We start from the raw sequence: 18053 nt of genomic DNA on the forward strand, positions 1-18053 counted from the left end.
TAAAATATTTAGTGAACAACTATTTGGATAATAATGTTTACAAACATAAAAATGCGGTTTCTCCGTTCTAGAGAAACCGCACCATATTAAAGGTTGTATTAAATTTTAAACTGACTCGTATACAAATCAAAGTAAAAACCTCTATCTTCCATAAGAGATTCATGATTCCCTCTTTCCATAATACTTCCATCTCTTATAACAAGGATTTGATCTGCTTTTTCAATCGTTTTCAGTCGATGAGCGATTACGAAACTTGTTCGACCTCTCATTAAATTGTTTAGTCCTTCTTGAATTTGTAATTCTGTTCTCGTATCAATATTTGATGTTGCTTCATCGAGAATTAATATATCTGCATCCGCTAAAATTGCTCTTGCAATCGCAAGAAGTTGTTTTTGACCTTGACTTAAATTCGATCCTTCTGAAGCAATTTTTGTTTCATATTGATTCGGTAAATGCTTTATAAAAGAATGTGCAGATGCTGCCTTAGCTGCATTGATTACCTCTTCGTCACTTGCATCTAGTCGACCATAACGGATGTTATCCATAATCGTCCCAGCAAATAAATACGTGTCTTGTAAAACTACCCCTATTTTACTTCGCAACGAATTCATATCATAATCTTTTATACTTTTTCCATCGATATGAATTTTCCCTTGCTGTATATCGTAAAAGCGAGTTAGCAAATTAATAATTGTTGTTTTACCCGATCCAGTGGGACCAACCAAAGCAATTGTCTCCCCTGGCTGCGCCTTTAGACTTACTTCTTTTAAAATCGTTTTATTTTCCTCATACCCAAATGAAACATTCTCAAGTGCAACATGCCCTTGTAAATTTTGTACAACGAACGCATCTTTTTTATTTTGAATTTCCGGTACTTCATCCATAATTTCAAAGACACGTTCTCCACCAGCAACTGCCGCTTGAATCGTGTTCATTAAAGTTGCGAATTGACTGAGTGGTCTTGAGAATTGACGGGAATAATTAATAAAAGCCGCAATGACACCTACTGTTGTCATTCCATTTAAAACCATAATTGATCCAGTCCCAATTACAAGTCCCATACCTAAATTATTAATAAAGTTCATACTCGGAAAAATAAAAGCTGAAAATGTATCTGCCTTCGTAGCTGAAATTCTTAGTTGTTCATTAATTTTATTGAAATTTTGTACAGTTTCTTTTTCTTTCCCGTATAACGTTGTAACATCTGCTCCTGTTATAGCTTCCTCGATAAAACCATTTAACTCTCCTAAATCTTTTTGACGCTTTGCAAAGTTTTTACCACTATAAGCAACTAGTTTTTTTGTAACGAAAAACATAATAGGCACTGTAATTAAAGTAACAATCGCTAATATCCAATCTAATGCGAACATCGCAATCGTCACACCTATAAATGTTAATGCAGATGAAATAATTTGCACCACACTTTGTGTCAACGCTTGATTCAAATTATCTATATCATTTGTCACACGACTCATTAAATCCCCTTGCGAACGTACATCAAAGAACCGTAAAGAAAGTGTTTGGATTTTCTCAAAAATATCTTGTCGTATTTTTTGTATTGTTTTTAATGCAACGTTAACCATGACAAATGTTTGTAACCATGTTAACAATACTGTTACACCGTAAATTGCGATAAGTAACAAACACATTCTCGCCGTACCGCTTAAATCTTTCGGTACGATATATTGATCTATAATTACTCCCATTAAATACGGACCTAATAATCCAAGTAACGTCGTAACAAATACTAAAAATATAACGAACGTAAGAGCAGCCTTTTGGTACCCCATATAGTTCCATACTCTCATTACAGTTCCTTTCGTATTTTTAGCTTTACCCATCTTAGGCGCGTTACGCCCACCTTTATTAGCAAATTGCCCTTGAAAATTACGCATGTTCTTCCCCACCTTTTTTATGTAAATTACCACCTTGGGAAAGATAAATTTCTTGATATACCTCACATTGTTCTAACAATTCTTCATGTGTACCATCACCAACTAATTCACCGTTATCTAAAACGAGAATTTTATCAGCATCTATTATAGATGAGATTTTAGAGGCGATTAATAATGTTGTTGTTCCTTTATATTCTGTTCTTAATGCCGCTTGAATGTTAGATTCTGATTTCGCATCAACTGCTGATGTAGAATCATCTAATATAAGAATGGATGGCTTTCTCACAAGTGCTCTTGCAATGGATACACGTTGTTTTTGTCCACCTGATAAATTCGTCGCACCCTGTGTTAAATGATATTGATATGAATCTTCCAGCTTGTTAATAAATTCAGTCGCACAAGCTGATGAAGCCGCTACTTCAAGTTCGTCATTCGATGCATCTTCTTTACCATAACGTAAGTTCTCTTCTATACTACCTGAAAACAACAATGCCTTTTGAGGTACAAACCCGATGGAAGCACGAAGTTTTTGTAAGTCATACGTCTTAACATTTATTCCATCAATGCATATTTCTCCTTGATCAACATCGTATAAACGCGGTAAAAGTTTTGCTAAAGTAGATTTACCACTTCCTGTAGAACCGATAATCCCTACTTTTTCACCTTTACATATGTTAAATGAAATATCTTTTAAAACATATTCATTATTTTTCGTGTAACTATAACTCACACTTTTAAAGGCAATTTGTCCCTCGATTTGCTGAGGTGCAACCGCATTTGTTTCGGTCGTAATATCAACCTCAGTATTTAAAACTTGCTGCACACGATCCGCAGATGGAAACGCTCGTGCGATTTGCATAAATACCATACTTATAGACATAAGTGACATTAAAATAATATTCAAATAGTTTATAAACGCTAAAATAGCTCCTACTTGAAGAGTTCCATCAAATACTTTTTCTCCACCAATCCATAATGTTGCGACAATCCCGCCGCTTACAACTAACATAATGATTGGCATCATTATAGAAATAAGCTGCACCGCTCGAATATTTATCTTCGTTAAATTTGTATTCACTTTTCCAAACTGAGTGATTTCATATTTTTGTCTTACATACGCTTTAATAACACGTACTCCAGATAAATTTTCTTGTAACTTTGTATTCACTTTATCTAATGCTTCTTGCACTTTTTTGAACGTCCCGCTCGCTTTACTTGCAATGAATATAATTGCAAGTAATAAAATTGGAACAACTACGAGTAATATAGGAAATAACTCGCGTGCTGTTACAAAAACAATTATTATACTTCCGATAAATAACAAAGGACCACGAACAAGAACACGTAATGTCATCGTCATCGCTGCTTGAATAGAAGTAATATCATTTGTCACAATCGTTAATAACTTTCCAGTTCCGAACGAATCACGATTTTCGCTAGAAAATGTTTCTATTTTCGCAAACACATCTTTTCGTATGTCAGTAGCGAAATTAACAGCTGCTTTTGTAGAATACATCATACACCCAAGTCCTCCAACTAAACCGAGTGCTGCTGCTCCTATCATAAGAAGCCCCATTTTTATTACATAATTCAAATCCCGATTTGCTATCCCAACATCAATAATATGTTGCATAATAGTCGGTTGAATTAAGTCCATCGCAACCTCAAGCACCATAAATAGAGGTCCAATTATAGCGAAGAACATGTATGGTTTTAAATACTGTAATAACTTACGAAATGATTTCATACATAATCTCCTTTTCCCATGAAATTACCACTGAATAATTCATATCCCTCCTTATTTAAGCGATGTATTTTGTAATTTCTTTCTTATTCCTATTATATTATGTAAATTAATATTTAACATTATTAAATGATACGCATTAATGACTTCTCGGTCAATAAATGTGCTTTATATTACGCAATTAGAAAAACCGTATTCTCAAATTGAAAGAATACGGTTTTCATCTATATAAGTTACACTGCAAAATTTATTCTCAAATTCATTTTTTCAGGTGGACTTCACATATATAAACCTATTTAAACAGTATTTATACTTATATACTCCCCATCAAAAATATCTATATAAACAATTAGAACTCTGTTAATACTGGGAATTTATAACCTTTAAAATCTAACTCTTTATTACTTCGCACCATTAAATACTTACTAGACTGTAATTCTGTAAACTGTACATCCTCAATCCCTAATTGATCTGGAGAGAAATAAAATTCGATTTCTGTAAATCTTTCAGAAATTCCCTCGCAAATTTCATCTAAAACTGGAATTACTGGTGCAAACACTCCATATAATTTCAACTTTTCATTATCTACTTCATACACAATTAGAGCATCTAGTTTCTCTGAATAATACAATTTCTCATTCCATTCTGAGTCATACATATTCAAATAAAACGAAGGATGGAAGTTTAATGTTGAAAAATTATTTGAAAGTCTTTGACTACTATCAATAGTTTCATGTATTAACTTTCTATCCTCTTCCATAAAATAATCTAACTTTCTAAGTAAGGAATCATTATTCTTCTTTTTATCATATGTAATAGTCATCAAATACTCCTGCACAACTTTAAACCCAAATGATGCATATAGTTCAGGTTTTTCCGTAAACAATAAAGTACATTCACATTTCTTATCGATTTCTTCTATCATTTTACTCATTAATAGTGTCATGAGTCCTTCTCTACGAAAATTAGGATGTGTCATTACCGATTGAATTCCCGCTGCATTTATTCTTTCACCATTTACTAGCAATGGTAACGAAAATGCCGCAACATTTGCAATCGCTTTATCGTCATGTAAAAATGATAAAGCTTTGTATGTATCATCCCAATAACCTCTCTCCGAAAAATCATTCAATGTTTGAATTGTAATCCCAAACACTTCTTCAAATAAAGGAAATAACTGCTCTCTTTTCGGTTCTTCTAAAAGAAGTTTTTCAAAATTTTCAACATTCCCCATGTTGTCCCTCCATACGTTAATTCCATCAAATTAGATATAGTTGTAGAACCTGCTCTTAAAGTAATAGGTCTTACCAATCAATATACTATCATAAAATATAAAAAAAAAGTCTAATTAATTTTATGTTTCGACTATTCGAAAATAAGTCGAATAAAACAATATTAGGATTTTTGAATATTAATAAGTTTATTATATAAAAATAGTGCTTTCTAAGTCGTTTTTACTAATAGAAATGCACCATTTATAAAAAATATTTTTTTATTATTTTTTTCCTTCTAATCTCTCCTGCGTGTTAATTTCTTCTCCCTTCATTCGCTTTTCAAATGTTCGTCTCCAACTTGTAGAAAGTGCATGAACATCTAAGATCCTTTTTAATCCTTCTATATTTTGTTTTTCCTTATGCATGATACGATTAGCAAATGCCACTGTTACACCTTTCGGATCAGACTTCAGTAACTTTAACGAATCAACAGGTGATACCCATCCTTCTTTTAATACGCGAAAATAAAATCCTGTATATCCTGTTTCTTGAAAATACAGTGGTAACTTTGGAATATTGTATTTCTTAGCTAATTTAAAACAAGGTTGCCTTGGCTGTGTTACTTGTACAATTGCTTCTCCAATTTGAAATGTATCACCAATACAAACATCCTCTTCACGCATATCACTAATTGTTATATTTTCTCCGAATGCTCCATACACAAGGTCTTGATGCAACTCTTTTTCCCAATATCCATAATGTTCTCCTGAGTATACGCACACCGCTTTATCTACTCCACCATGATGAACTAAGTCCGCCTGGCCATCCCCATTAAATTTTACAAAGGATAAAAACACCGCTTCCTTTACTTGTTTCTTATTTATACCTGTATGAATTACCTTTCCTCCGTATGTAACTTCTTTTGGTAAACCTATATTTAAAGATAATAATTGATATTCATTAGTCATTCTATTTCCTCCTTTAAAGGTGTTACATGAATTTTCTCACTCGATTTATTTTCGCACTATCTCTGTTATATAAAGATGATTATAAAACTCGAAAAACCATTGTTCAATCCTATTATTTATATAATAATGATAGGTATAACCTATTATTAAACTTGAGGTGATCCCAATCGAATTACGACAACTTGAATATTTTTTAGCTGTTTCAAAAGAATTACATTTCACAAAAGCAGCTGAGAAATTAAATATTTCACAGCCTTCTCTAAGTCAGCAAATACGTGCATTAGAACATGAAATAGGCATGCCGCTTTTCGATCGCATTGGTAAAAAAATATCTTTAACTGACGCAGGAAGGATTTTATTATTACATAGTAAAACCATTTTTCATGAAGTTGAACAAGCTCGTTCCGCCATTCAAGACTTAAACGGATTACAGCAAGGTACCTTAACAATTGGATCTTTGTTAACCGTCGTAAATTACTTACTACCACCAGCTATTTTAAATTTTAATCATTTATATCCCAATATAGAACTTTCTGTATTAGGGCTTCGCACCGGAGATATTCGTGAAAAATTATTACAAAATGAACTAGATATTGGCATTACATTTCTCCCGGTGCAAGATAAAGAGATTATTTCTATCCCTCTATACAAAAGTGAACTTACATTAGTCGTACCAACCGGTCATCAATTAGCTGCATGTAATCATATATCTATTGCTGAACTACAGAACTATCCTTTAATTCTTTTACCTAAAAATTTCTTTTTAACCGAACTAATTACATCTCATTGTCAAAAATTTAACTTTACACCAAAACCAATTTTAGAAATTAGTACGATGGAATCTTTACTCCAAATGGTTTCAAAAGGAATGGGAATTACAGTGTTACCAAAACCGTATATAGACTTTTTACAAAATAAAAACATTCAAGCTATTAAAATAGAAAATCCTACTCCAACAATAGAAATTGGGCTTATATATAGAAAAGATAAATATATGTGTGCTGCAACCCGAGAATTTATTGAACAACTAAAAAGAACAGTACGTTCTTTACAAAGCTAAACGAACAAAAGAGATTATCCTATAAAATCGCTTCACAACGACCTAGTAGAATAATCTCTTTTCAAAATAAAACATCATATTAAGATTCATATAGATTTCAATGTACCTTTTTAGATATTGGAATATATTTCGTGAAATATGCTCCAACTAGCAATAATACGATTGAAAACAACCAAGTAAACATACCACCAAAGCTAAACCAATATGCAAAGAAATTTAAAATTGCAATTGCAAAGAAACAAATTGAAGTTAACGCACTCTTCAATCCTTTTATCCCTGCTTTTTTTCTTTTTTCATAAGTAATATACATTGAAACGACAACAATTAAGATAAAAACAATCGGTAACATAACTTTTAGCAATGGCAATCCCTCCAGTATATATACCTTTCTATCACCATTTTATCCCATTTAATCTTTTGAAATCAATTCATTATGCTCTTCTCTCCAAAAGTCAGCATACGTTGTATTTTTAAATTTCACATTCACCTCAGAAAAAGATAGACTTTCTCCAACTTTCAATGAGTACCAGTCGTTGAAAAGTGGAGATCCAAAACAAATATTCATTGTGCGATTATGCAAATCAAATAAGACAGAATGCAAAGTTCCAAACCATTCTTCATAATTATGTACTGTCAGCCCAGTAGGATACTCTTTTTCTACTAAACCTTTTAAAGATTCCATACTCACTTGTTCATTTTGATTTAAATGATCATACAATGTGTAATATCTGTTTGTAGATTGTTCTAATCTTCTATTATTCAATTTTTGAATAGGTACACTAATCGCATGGTTTGTTGATACGATAAAATCATGACTTTCCTCCTCAATTGTGGTTATAGATTTATATCCGTCAAATATTTCAATACGCGCTGCGTCTAGAGAATCCGCTACAATTAGATTGACATTACTTGCAATTGGCATTTCATCTATTAGTAATTTCGCCTCTTGCACATTTTTACATTTCTCTAATAATACTCGAATTACCGCAAAACATTGTAAACCACTTAACACTGGCTTCCGTAATCCTTCAATATTTCCTACTGGTTGACCACATGCTGAAAATGTAACAGATAACCCATGCTCGTTAACTCCTTCTGTTCGGCCAAAATATTGAGTAGAAAAGCCACTATGCACATATGCACCTTCAACATGTGTTGAGCAAAAACGCATATCATCTATTTTTGGCGACAAATCATAATTTCTTAATACATATGTGTGCTTTGAATCTGTCTTTTTAGGTAATAGAACACAATGACTACATCCTGCTTTTAATAATGTTTGATAATAATACATCATATGTTTAGAAGGAATTTTCAATACTTCACAAAAACCTTCAATTTCTTCATTAATTCCAGGACAATATTGATTTAATATATTTCTAGATTCTGTCCAATAGTTATCTGATACTAAATGTTCTTGTTGTATAAATTGCGGAATGAGATACGGATGATTTTTTACAAACTCTCCTTGTTGCTTTCCGATATCATAATGACTTCCTTTTAATGATGAAAAATACCCCTTTACTTCATACATCACATTTCCCCCTCACATTGAATATATCCATATCATACCAAATGGATTTTAATCATTCTTGATGTTTTTTACTATCCCCCTTTAATGTCATCCTGTTTTTAAATCTCTACTAATAATTATTTGATAGAAAACTAGACCCTTGTTACTATTAACGTAATACATTTATTTCAAATTAAACTACTTTATTTTGGAATAAATCTATATTTAAGCCGCTTATAAGCAATCAACTAAATATTAAGATTAAGCAACTTATTTATCAGAGCAAAAGGAGAACTTTTTTATGGGCATTTGCAAACCAATTGATGAATTAACGATTGAGGATTTGGAGCAAAACCCAATATGGGAATGGGCACTAGATGAAGAAGAAAACAAAGAGTATGATGAAACATGGGTAAAACCTGCATTAACCACTAATTTTACAGAAGAGTTAAATGGTTCAATAGTACTAGGCGAATTACTCCTACATAACGGCGAAAAGTTCCCTATGATTTGTGAAATGGATATTGAAAATGATGAAGTATTAATTAGGTCTGTAGTTTACTATACCGAAAAAGAAGGCGAGTATATTGCTATAGAAGATGTAGTAAAAAAACTTGATCTACCTTTAACAATTCATATCAATCTTACTATTAATGGGGAACATAAAACTTTAATATTTTCCGCGAATAAAGTAGATATTTATAAAAACACTATAAAAACTAATTTATATTAAATTCTCACAAAAGTAAGAACTAGGAATCTATAGTTTCCTAGTTCTTACTTTTGTAATTCTATGCTAAATAATCCCTTCCTCCACCAACGTTTCTGCAATTTGAACAGAGTTCCAAGCGGCACCCTTTAATAAATTATCGGCAACGATCCAAAGATGGAAACCATTTGGTGTATCAGGGTCTTTTCTAATTCTCCCGACAAATGTATCTATTTTCCCTTCTGCATTCAATGGCATTGGATACAACTGTTCACTAGGGTTATCTTGTAATATAACACCTGATGCATCCAGCAACACTGCTCTTATTTCTGCGACCGTTGCTTCTTTTTCAAGTTCAATATAAACCGATTCTGAATGCCCTGAAACAACTGGAACACGCACACAAGTAGCTGCCATTTTTAAATTGGGATCTTCTAAAATTTTCTTCGTTTCTTGAATCATTTTCACTTCTTCAAATGTGAAATCATTATCTGTAAATATATCTACTTGTGGCAATACATTAAATGCAATTGGATAATGTATTTTATCTTTTTTCACTGGCAGTATAGTACTTTCCACTTCTTCACCTGCAAGCATCGACTTAGCCTGTTCTTTCAATTCATGAATCGCATGAATTCCTGATCCTGATACAGCTTGATATGTTGAAACGATAATTCGTTCCAATCCGAATGCTTCTCGAATTGGCTGAAGTGCCGTCACCATCTGTAATGCTGAACAATTCGGAACTGCAATGATACCGTTATGCCCTTTTAAAGTGTGCGCATTTACTTCTGGAACAACGAGCGGTACATCGTGAGCCATTCGGTATTCACTCGTGTTGTCAATTACGATTGCACCACTAGACACTGCATGATTAACAAATCTTTTCGAAACTTCTCCTCCAGCGCTAAAAAAGGCAATATCTACACCTTCAAAACTAGTCGTCTTTGCCTCTTGTATCATTATCTCTCGTCCTTGAAACTGCACTACCTTACCAGCGGATCGTTTTGACGAAAGCAATGTAACTTCAACTATATTAAAATTAGTTTCTTTCTCTAACAGTTCAATAATTTTCTGTCCAACTGCACCTGTAGCCCCCACAACAGCTACATGATAGCCCTTTTCAATCATCTTTTCTCCTCCAATATCACTTAAATGAATATTTCTACAATTTTATTTTATAAAGAGTTTAACCATTTGGAAAATTGAAATACGTGATATAATCATTCACAAATCATGATATTAAAAGAGGGATTGCTTATGGAAATAAGACATGTTAAAACATTTTGTGCCATCGTTAAGTATGGTAGTTTTTCTAAAGCTGCTCAAGCATTAGGGTATGCGCAATCTACTGTAACAGCGCATATAAAAGCATTAGAGAACGATTTACATCTCCCTCTTTTTGATCGATTAGGGAAAAAAGTTCTTCTTACAAAAGCAGGTCATCAATTTCACCCTTATGCCCTAGAATTACTAGCTATTTATGAAAAAGCACAAGAAATCCCTCAAAATAGTGATGATTTAGAGGGAACATTAAGTATTTCATCTAACGAATCATTAGCAGTGTATCGATTACCACAATTATTACGTACTTACAAACAGGAAAATCCGAAAGTAAATATCGTACTGGAAACAAATACAAACGAACATGCAATGAATAAGCTACGTGAAGGAGAAACAGATGTTATTTTCATAATTGGAGAAAGTATGGAACATAATGATTTTATTACGCGTACTTTTTGTAATGAATCATTTGGATGGATTTTGCCTCCCCAATACTCTACGCACTCTAATCCATTTTGTTTATTAAAGGATACCCAGTTTATCTTTACAGAGCAAAGCTGTGGCTATAGACCCATGGTAGATCATTTTTTACGTCAAAGCGGGAATATTCCAGCTAAAACATTTGAAACTTCCAACGTTGAAGTCATTAAACAATCTGTGATGTGTGAATTAGGAATTTCAATTCTTCCTTACATCGTTGTACAAGAAAGTTGTGAAAAAGAGCAACTCTGTTTTCAGCCCATCGAAACGCCAGCAGTTATTCAAAGCCATGTAATCTATCATAAATCTAGATGGATTTCACCCGTTTTACAATCGTTTCTTTCCTTACTAGAGAAAACTAAAAAGTGCACAAAAAAAGAGTAATTGCCTAAAAAGCAATTACTCTCCTCCAATATTATCTTATTTATTATTCTGTCCCCCACCTGCAATTAATTTACTGCCTGAATACGTACCTTTTTGCATAAACAATTGATTGATTAATTCTTTTTGTTCCGCTTCTGACAGTACTCCTTTCCCTTCGCCTAAATTCCCGCTTTGTAATTTCCAAATCTTATTGTGATCCGCGTCCATCTTTTCATATTTCCCTTGTTTCCATCTCTCTAAAATGTCTGCATATGTATTTCCTTGTACTAGATCATTACTCTTTACAATATCAAGTAAACTTTCAATACGTTCTTGTGTGATAAAAATATAACCCCACTTTTGATCAGCTTTCGTTTTTTGATGTGCCATTTCATGTAAAGCTGTCTGTATGTTCTCATCTGTCCACTTGAAATTTTTATTAAAGCCGCTATTTGGTAATGAATGATTGCCATTTTCTAAAAGCTTTGCATCTTCAGCTTTTACATTACTATCAGCTAGTACCTCTGCTGCTGGAGCAGCTGGTGATGCCTTTTTCGCAGCTGGTTTACTATTATTCAGATAATACAGCATACCATATGTTACACCTACTCCAATTACCGCCATACCAGCTATTATACCTATTATTTTAAATAGTGTTTTCATCTTGCTTGTTTCCTCCCGCATATCCCATTTCGTATTTTCTATTTCCTGAAACACATATATATTTCCTTATATTATATTTCTTTCCAACACTAATTGAAAGATTATTCTGTTAAAATACCTCATCTTTTTTTAATACAAATCTACCTCTAAGCATTTCATTTTAAATTTATAAAAATATATGCTAGCGTACATATAAAGGAGATGAATAAATATGAGTTTATTGTATAGTGGTTTAACTTTTTTAAACTTTGATGATACATATTCATTACAAAATAAACTTCATTCTTATTCACATGAAGATATTGATTTTAGTCATTTAGAGCACTCAAATCTGTATTGCGAGACTCCTTCTTTAATGCGAATACAACGAGAGTTATATCGTAGAAAGCAAAAAGGAATCACTTTTATCAGTTCTGGAAATTATCATTTTGTATCTTATTTACTACTAAAAGAAATAGCTGAGCCATTTACCCTTATTTTATTTGATCATCACACTGACATGAACTTAAAAGAAGCAAATGAACATACTCCTATTTCTTGCGGGTCATGGGTATCATTCGCTCTTCAAAATAACCCCAAATTAAAGAAAGTAATTATTATTGGACCTTCTTCTTTAACAATACATTTTAATGATTATTCATGCGTAGAGGTGTTCCCTATAGATACGTCAAACGAAGTATCTACTCATACAATACTTTCGCATATTCATACAAACACTATATATGTAAGCGTTGATAAAGATTTTTTAGATTCAAAAGTAACTATTACAAATTGGGATCAAGGACATATGAAACTCTCTACACTTTTAAAATATATTCACGCTCTTATTAGAGATAAAAATGTCTATGGTATTGATATTTGCGGTGAACTACTGGTTTATCCTTCTCAACTCTTTCTAGCTAAATACACAAATGCCATTAAGAAAAATGAAGAAGCAAACTTACAAATTTTAAAATCAATTTATAATACATAAAAAAACAACGAGCACCTTATAAGGCACTCGTTGTTTTTATGCACGTTGTTCTTTTAACCACTTCGTAACCGCATCTAACCTCGAAATATCAAAACGGCTCTCTTCAGACACATTTAAATTGTTTAAAGTTTTCACAATTGTTAATTTATTCGATTTTACACTTTTCGCATCAACCATTTTGCAATACCCGTCTGTAACCGCATTTAAATTTTCATAATAACGTTGAAACGATTTTGATATTTGTAAATGTTTTTCAAAGTTCCTTCTTCTTTTTGTCTCGTCAGATTCTTTCCGTTTTCTAAGTTCTTCATCATTCGTATATAAATAAAAATATTGATCAGGAAAACCAATTTCCCTATGTATCAGCTTTTCTTTATAAAAGTTTTCTATTAAAGATAACGGCTGATTAAATACATCAAAATGGAAACACCAATTATAACTAAGTGGCTGATAAATATCACCATCAAGTATTACTAATTCATACTGCTTTGACTTCTGCACAGCTATTTTCCAGCGCTCTACTTGTTTTTCAAAATACCAGGTTGTATGCTCATTTTTTGGTCTTTCAAATAAAAAATTCACTTCAGGTATAATATAAGCACCATGATTTCTTTCTAACTCACGACACGTGCTGCTTTTACCAACCGCGCTCGCTCCCTCAAACGCTATAATCCCCATTGTTTCTCCCACTTTCATTAACTTACATCTCTTTGCTTCGCTTTTTTCCCCCATAACTGTCTCCCTAAAACAATTGAAGCGATGGAAAGCATGATTGTTGTTATGATACTCCCCTCAATTCCGAACGACCCTCCATGAAGGAATTCCGATCCGCTTGTTACAGGTTTAAAAAGTGGTGTAGAATACATCGTCATTCCACTTACTGCAAAACCATAAATATTAAACTGTGCCCAATTCCACAACGAATGCCACGCGCATATCCCCCAAAGACTACTGTCCTTCAAAACATAAAAAGCTGCAAATACACCAACTAATATTATATTCGAAATTGAAAGAATTGTAATACCTGGATTTAGTAAATGAAGAAAACCAAATAAAAAAGAAGTTACAAAAATCCCAATCCAAATACGGCTTCTAATAGAAAGGACTGGAAATAACCAACCTCGAACAACGATTTCTTCTGTTGCACCTTGTATTAAAAAAGCAACTAAAGACCCCACAATTCCAAATATAGCGGTTGGTGTAATTTGTTGCATTTGTAGTTGTACATTTCCTGTTAATAAAAGTAGCATGACTGGTATTGAAATGAAGACAAAACCTATTAATGCACCTTTCAAATATTTTCTTATCCATTGATTTCTCCAAAAGCCAATAGATGCAATTGATCTTTTTTCTACAAATCTAATCCATAAAAAAACAAAAAATATAGCACCGCCAAACGTCAATACCATCTCAATATCGCTATAAATTGCCTTCATTAAAAGTGTTTCTGCTTTCGGTAAAAACAACATAAATAACATGAACAATTCACCTAAAGTTAAAAATACAATTGCAAGTATAACAGCGAATATTGGATGAACTTTTTTTCTTCCTTCTTTGGCTGCTTCAATTATTTTAAATTGCAATATTCTCGCCTCCTTAACAAATACATCAACACTATTCTTATACTATATATCGTTTTCCTAACACAAATTTCCAATAAAAATGTTCAATGTTTAGCATAAACCCCAATTTGGAATAATATATAAATAAAAGAGATGACTTTGTGCGTTTTACTATTATCACCAAGATTATTCACTGGTATTACCAGCACTTGCTATTTCCCACCATTTGTTGTAAGATAGTAATTAAGGTCAATTTAACACTATATTTTCTTTGCATATTATCAAGTATCAATCTGGAACATTTTGTACTCCTTATGGGTTTTTGATAATATGTGAACTTTTATTTTTCATTCAAATAAGGCCGATCATATTGTAATCTTTTTAAATTTTAGGAGGCATTACCATGACATTAACAGGTAAAGTAAAATGGTTTAACAGCGAAAAAGGTTTCGGTTTCATCGAAGTTGAAGGCGGTAACGACGTATTCGTTCACTTCTCAGCTATCACTGGCGACGGCTTCAAATCTCTTGACGAAGGTCAAGAAGTTAGCTTCGAAGTTGAAGACGGTAACCGTGGACCTCAAGCTAAAAACGTTGTAAAGCTATAATTCAAACAATAAAAAGGTTGTTACCAGCTCGGTTAACAACCTTTTTAATATATAACTAAAATTTTTTACATAAAAGGAGTGGTTATATGTATCGCAATCGAAAGAACGATGTAGCAGAAGTACCACCAGAACAAACACCTGTTTGGGAATGTGAAGCAGATGATTGTTTAGGATGGATGAGAAAGAACTTTTCATTTGAAGAAGAGCCTAAATGCCCTTTATGTAAAAGTAGCATGAAAAGCGGAGAACGTTTATTACCTAAATTAGGTTAATTTTTACTTAACCCCTCTTTATAAGAGGGGTTTTTTATTATAAATTTGTATTCTCTACATCCGTTCGAACTATAGAATACAATAGTGCATCATGTTGCTTATTTCCTTGATGAATGTATCCACGTAATAACCCTTCCTTATGAAAGCCTATTTTAGATAACATTTTACAAGAAGTAACATTTTCAGGATATGTAATAGCTCCAATTCTAAATAAACCTAAATCTTGAAATCCATAATGAATAATTTCTTGTGCCGCTTCTGACGCATAACCCTTCCCCCAATAACGAGGATGTAAGTCATATCCAATTTCAGATCGTTTACTCCATAGCTGTAAATTATTTAATCCTATTGTACCTACTAAAGTATTTGTTTCTTTTAATACAATCCCCCATCGTATTGCCTTTTTCTCGAAGTAATTTTTTGAAAAAGATTCAATCATTCGTGAAGCTTGTCCAAACTCTGTAAAAGAATTCATCCCGTAATAACATGTTACTTCATCCAATGAAAAAATTTCATATATTTTTTGACAATAAGATTGTTCTATTTCAACTAAACGTAAACGTTCTGTTTCTAATATAGGAAATGCCACAGGATCACTCCTTTCTTTCTACACATTCATTATAGCAGAAAAAGTATTTATAATTAGGAAAGTCCTCAATGTCCCATTAATCAAATATTTCTAGAGAAGCTTATCCTCTTAATTCCATACGAACTACGAGTAACCCTTCTTACTTTTGCGTGAATAGAAAAATAAAGAGATGATCAAAGTACTATGATCATCTCTTTATTCTCTAGTTTTAAAATTAATTGTATCATTTTCATTTCCATCACTCCGCTCGTAATAATATATCTTATAGTTTCAATTCCGTAATCACTTTTCCCTTCTAAAACAACACCCTTCCCCATACATTTATGGTAAAATATAGTTAATTTCATATTTTATTGTGGAGGTGTAAATGTTCTATGTATATATTCATCGGCTTGTCCCTCTTACTCATATTACTCATTTTTTTATTCGCAAAAAAGTTCGCTCCAAACTCATTTATGATGACTAGTTTTAAAGGCAATAGCTTTAAAACTTTTTCAATCGGCATTTTAATTGCAGCCACTCTTTCTCTTTCATACGGAATCTATCACGCAGCAACATATCAACCTAAACATTTAGATATCACACTACAAAATCAAAACTTTACTATTTTCGGGAATGTTGGAGAAGTTGGATATTTCTCAGAAGAATTACTAAAAAAAGATACAGAAGTTGAACTATATTTTGCCTCTTGGAAACCAATGCAATTAAATAATCCAAAAATAATAGTAAACTATCCTTCCGGTAAACAGGAAACATGGAAACCGAACATTACATTAATTCCTGCCAATAATTTAAAAGAGCAACATAATATAAAAGAACTCTATCAACTCTCATCATATTCATTTAAAGAATCCGGGAACATAACCTTAACAATTACTGAGAATAATACAACAAATAAAAAGATCTCAATTCAAGTGAAATAAATAAAATGTCCCTCCAGCATAACGGAGGGACATTTTATTTATATATGTATTATTAATTTGACGTTTCATGCAATGTTGCCATTATTTCATTTGCAGTGTTCTTTCCATTTCCAATACACGCACCAATTCCGACACCGTAATATGAAGCACCAGCTAAGTATACATTAGGATAAAGATTCAACATCTTTTCTTGTAATGTTTCAATCGCTTGATTATGTTCTAAATGATATTTCGGCATTAAATCTTTCCAATTTGTAACTTCAACTACTTCTGGTTCACCTTTAATTCCGAGACTCTTTTCAATATCATATAAAGCGACTCGTACTAATTCTTCTTCACTATAATTTTGAATCGTTTCATATACTGGATTGGTACTCTTATAAAACATTCTTACTAATAGCTTTTGTTTTCCAGATGTATGTTTCCACTTCCGGCTTGTCCATGTACAAGCATCACAATGTAAATCACTATTTTCCGTTACGATAAATCCTGTGCCGTCCGCCGGTAATTGTTCATCTAGTATGTCAAACCCTAAGTAAATACTTATAAGAGATGAGTTTTTAAATGTATGAAACTGCTCGTTTAACTCATTAGACTGTAATAAAGTTTCTGCAATATTATGCGGAGCTGCTACAACAACATAATCAGCTTGGATGGATTCATGATTCGCAAAGGCGATTTCATAGCGATCACCTTGTTTCCTTACAGCTGTCGTTACAGCACCTTTCTTAACAACAGTCTCAGTCAGCACTTCTTCTAAACGATCAATAACCGTAGATAGTCCACCTTTAAATGATACGAACTTTTTGTTTCCGGCTGATTGAAACTGTTTTTTATTCTCTTCAAAACCTTTAATAATACTTCCATATTTATTTTTATAATCCAGTAAATACGGTAATGTCGATGCCATAGTAAGTTCATTCAATTTACCGGAATATACACCTGAAAGCACTGGGGCAATTTGTCTTTCCACTAATTCTTTCCCTAAAAAGCTTTCTAAAAATACAGCAAGTGAAGTATCTTTTGTAAACTCTTTATTTTTTGTTATGAAATCTTTTAAAGCAACAATTTTCCCTTTCGTTGATACTAGCGTACTGCTGAACAATGACTCGACACTCATCGGTATCCCAAATATAGTGTCAGAAGGAATTGGATGTAATGTATTATCAGAATATATGTAAGAAATACCCGTTTCGTTATATACCATTTCTTCTTCTAAATTTAAATCTTTTAC

Annotated in this window: 19 protein-coding genes; 7 read left to right on the top strand and 12 right to left on the bottom strand. The window is 32.5% G+C overall.

Annotated elements, in window-relative coordinates; translation table 11 throughout:
- Positions 1-98: 98 nt before the first annotated feature.
- The 4 genes from MR113_RS07260 to MR113_RS07275 form a co-directional block, all read right to left on the bottom strand.
- Positions 99-1895 (bottom strand): ABC transporter ATP-binding protein, encoded by a 1797-nt coding sequence (locus MR113_RS07260; protein ID WP_242252915.1) that lies wholly within the window; start codon positions 1893-1895, stop codon positions 99-101.
- Entirely contained in the window at positions 1888-3642 is a 1755-nt protein-coding gene (locus tag MR113_RS07265; RefSeq protein ID WP_242252917.1) for an ABC transporter ATP-binding protein, read from the bottom strand. Before MR113_RS07265 ends, MR113_RS07260 begins: the two co-directional genes overlap by 8 nt.
- A gap of 346 nt (positions 3643-3988) precedes the next feature.
- Positions 3989-4873 (bottom strand): GNAT family N-acetyltransferase, encoded by an 885-nt coding sequence (locus tag MR113_RS07270; protein ID WP_242252919.1) that lies wholly within the window; start codon positions 4871-4873, stop codon positions 3989-3991.
- 261 nt (positions 4874-5134) lie between these two features.
- On the bottom strand, positions 5135-5821 hold the full coding sequence (locus tag MR113_RS07275; RefSeq protein WP_242252921.1) for an MOSC domain-containing protein: 687 nt from the start codon (positions 5819-5821) through the stop codon (positions 5135-5137).
- A 157-nt stretch (positions 5822-5978) separates the two neighbouring features.
- Between MR113_RS07275 and MR113_RS07280 the strand changes: the two genes are divergently transcribed.
- On the top strand, positions 5979-6881 hold the full coding sequence (locus MR113_RS07280; RefSeq protein ID WP_242252923.1) for a LysR family transcriptional regulator: 903 nt from the start codon (positions 5979-5981) through the stop codon (positions 6879-6881).
- Between the two features lie 97 nt (positions 6882-6978).
- Here the strand turns inward: MR113_RS07280 and MR113_RS07285 are convergent, their stop codons facing one another.
- The gene (locus MR113_RS07285; protein ID WP_242252925.1) at positions 6979-7242 is read right to left on the bottom strand and encodes a hypothetical protein; all 264 of its coding nucleotides are present in this window, start codon (positions 7240-7242) and stop codon (positions 6979-6981) included.
- Between the two features lie 48 nt (positions 7243-7290).
- Complete coding sequence (locus tag MR113_RS07290) at positions 7291-8415, bottom strand: C45 family autoproteolytic acyltransferase/hydrolase (protein WP_242252927.1); 1125 nt, start codon at positions 8413-8415, stop codon at positions 7291-7293.
- Between the two features lie 280 nt (positions 8416-8695).
- On the opposite strand from MR113_RS07290, the gene MR113_RS07295 reads away from it, so the two are divergent.
- Entirely contained in the window at positions 8696-9127 is a 432-nt protein-coding gene (locus MR113_RS07295; RefSeq protein ID WP_242252929.1) for a hypothetical protein, read from the top strand.
- A 63-nt stretch (positions 9128-9190) separates the two neighbouring features.
- Here the strand turns inward: MR113_RS07295 and MR113_RS07300 are convergent, their stop codons facing one another.
- A complete protein-coding gene (locus MR113_RS07300; RefSeq protein ID WP_242252931.1) occupies positions 9191-10234 on the bottom strand; it encodes an aspartate-semialdehyde dehydrogenase in 1044 nt (347 codons plus the stop codon).
- 105 nt (positions 10235-10339) lie between these two features.
- Between MR113_RS07300 and MR113_RS07305 the strand changes: the two genes are divergently transcribed.
- Positions 10340-11251: a LysR family transcriptional regulator gene (locus MR113_RS07305; protein ID WP_242252932.1), complete on the top strand. Its 912-nt coding sequence runs from the start codon at positions 10340-10342 to the stop codon at positions 11249-11251.
- A gap of 36 nt (positions 11252-11287) precedes the next feature.
- Here MR113_RS07305 and MR113_RS07310 read toward each other — a convergent pair whose 3' ends face one another.
- Positions 11288-11893: a PRK06770 family protein gene (locus MR113_RS07310; RefSeq protein ID WP_073518292.1), complete on the bottom strand. Its 606-nt coding sequence runs from the start codon at positions 11891-11893 to the stop codon at positions 11288-11290.
- Positions 11894-12104: 211 nt separating this feature from the next.
- Between MR113_RS07310 and MR113_RS07315 the strand changes: the two genes are divergently transcribed.
- Positions 12105-12866, top strand: coding sequence for an arginase family protein (locus MR113_RS07315; protein WP_242252933.1), 762 nt, complete (start codon positions 12105-12107; stop codon positions 12864-12866).
- Between the two features lie 36 nt (positions 12867-12902).
- Here the strand turns inward: MR113_RS07315 and MR113_RS07320 are convergent, their stop codons facing one another.
- Together MR113_RS07320 and MR113_RS07325 are read right to left on the bottom strand one after the other, a co-directional pair.
- On the bottom strand, positions 12903-13544 hold the full coding sequence (locus tag MR113_RS07320; RefSeq protein WP_242252949.1) for a DEAD/DEAH box helicase family protein: 642 nt from the start codon (positions 13542-13544) through the stop codon (positions 12903-12905).
- A gap of 17 nt (positions 13545-13561) precedes the next feature.
- Positions 13562-14449 carry a CPBP family intramembrane glutamic endopeptidase gene (locus MR113_RS07325; RefSeq protein ID WP_242252935.1) on the bottom strand — a complete coding sequence of 296 codons (888 nt, stop codon included), beginning with the start codon at positions 14447-14449 and terminating at the stop codon, positions 13562-13564.
- 382 nt (positions 14450-14831) lie between these two features.
- On the opposite strand from MR113_RS07325, the gene cspD reads away from it, so the two are divergent.
- Together cspD and MR113_RS07335 are read left to right on the top strand one after the other, a co-directional pair.
- The gene (gene cspD, locus MR113_RS07330) at positions 14832-15035 is read left to right on the top strand and encodes a cold-shock protein CspD (protein WP_000176368.1); all 204 of its coding nucleotides are present in this window, start codon (positions 14832-14834) and stop codon (positions 15033-15035) included.
- Positions 15036-15121: 86 nt separating this feature from the next.
- Positions 15122-15307: a cold-shock protein gene (locus MR113_RS07335; protein ID WP_061679056.1), complete on the top strand. Its 186-nt coding sequence runs from the start codon at positions 15122-15124 to the stop codon at positions 15305-15307.
- 37 nt (positions 15308-15344) lie between these two features.
- On the opposite strand, the gene MR113_RS07340 is transcribed toward MR113_RS07335, so the two are convergent.
- Positions 15345-15896 (bottom strand): GNAT family N-acetyltransferase, encoded by a 552-nt coding sequence (locus MR113_RS07340; protein ID WP_242252937.1) that lies wholly within the window; start codon positions 15894-15896, stop codon positions 15345-15347.
- A 374-nt stretch (positions 15897-16270) separates the two neighbouring features.
- Here MR113_RS07340 and MR113_RS07345 point away from each other — a divergent pair, with 374 nt between their 5' ends.
- Positions 16271-16819 (top strand): hypothetical protein, encoded by a 549-nt coding sequence (locus MR113_RS07345; RefSeq protein ID WP_242252939.1) that lies wholly within the window; start codon positions 16271-16273, stop codon positions 16817-16819.
- A 52-nt stretch (positions 16820-16871) separates the two neighbouring features.
- On the opposite strand, the gene MR113_RS07350 is transcribed toward MR113_RS07345, so the two are convergent.
- Positions 16872-18053 (bottom strand): protoporphyrinogen oxidase (locus MR113_RS07350; RefSeq protein ID WP_242252941.1); only part of this gene is annotated, 1182 nt, incomplete at its 5' end.

The sequence above is a fragment of the Bacillus cereus group sp. BfR-BA-01379 genome (assembly GCF_022663605.1).
GTDB classification, from domain to species: Bacteria; Bacillota; Bacilli; order Bacillales; family Bacillaceae_G; genus Bacillus_A; species Bacillus_A mobilis.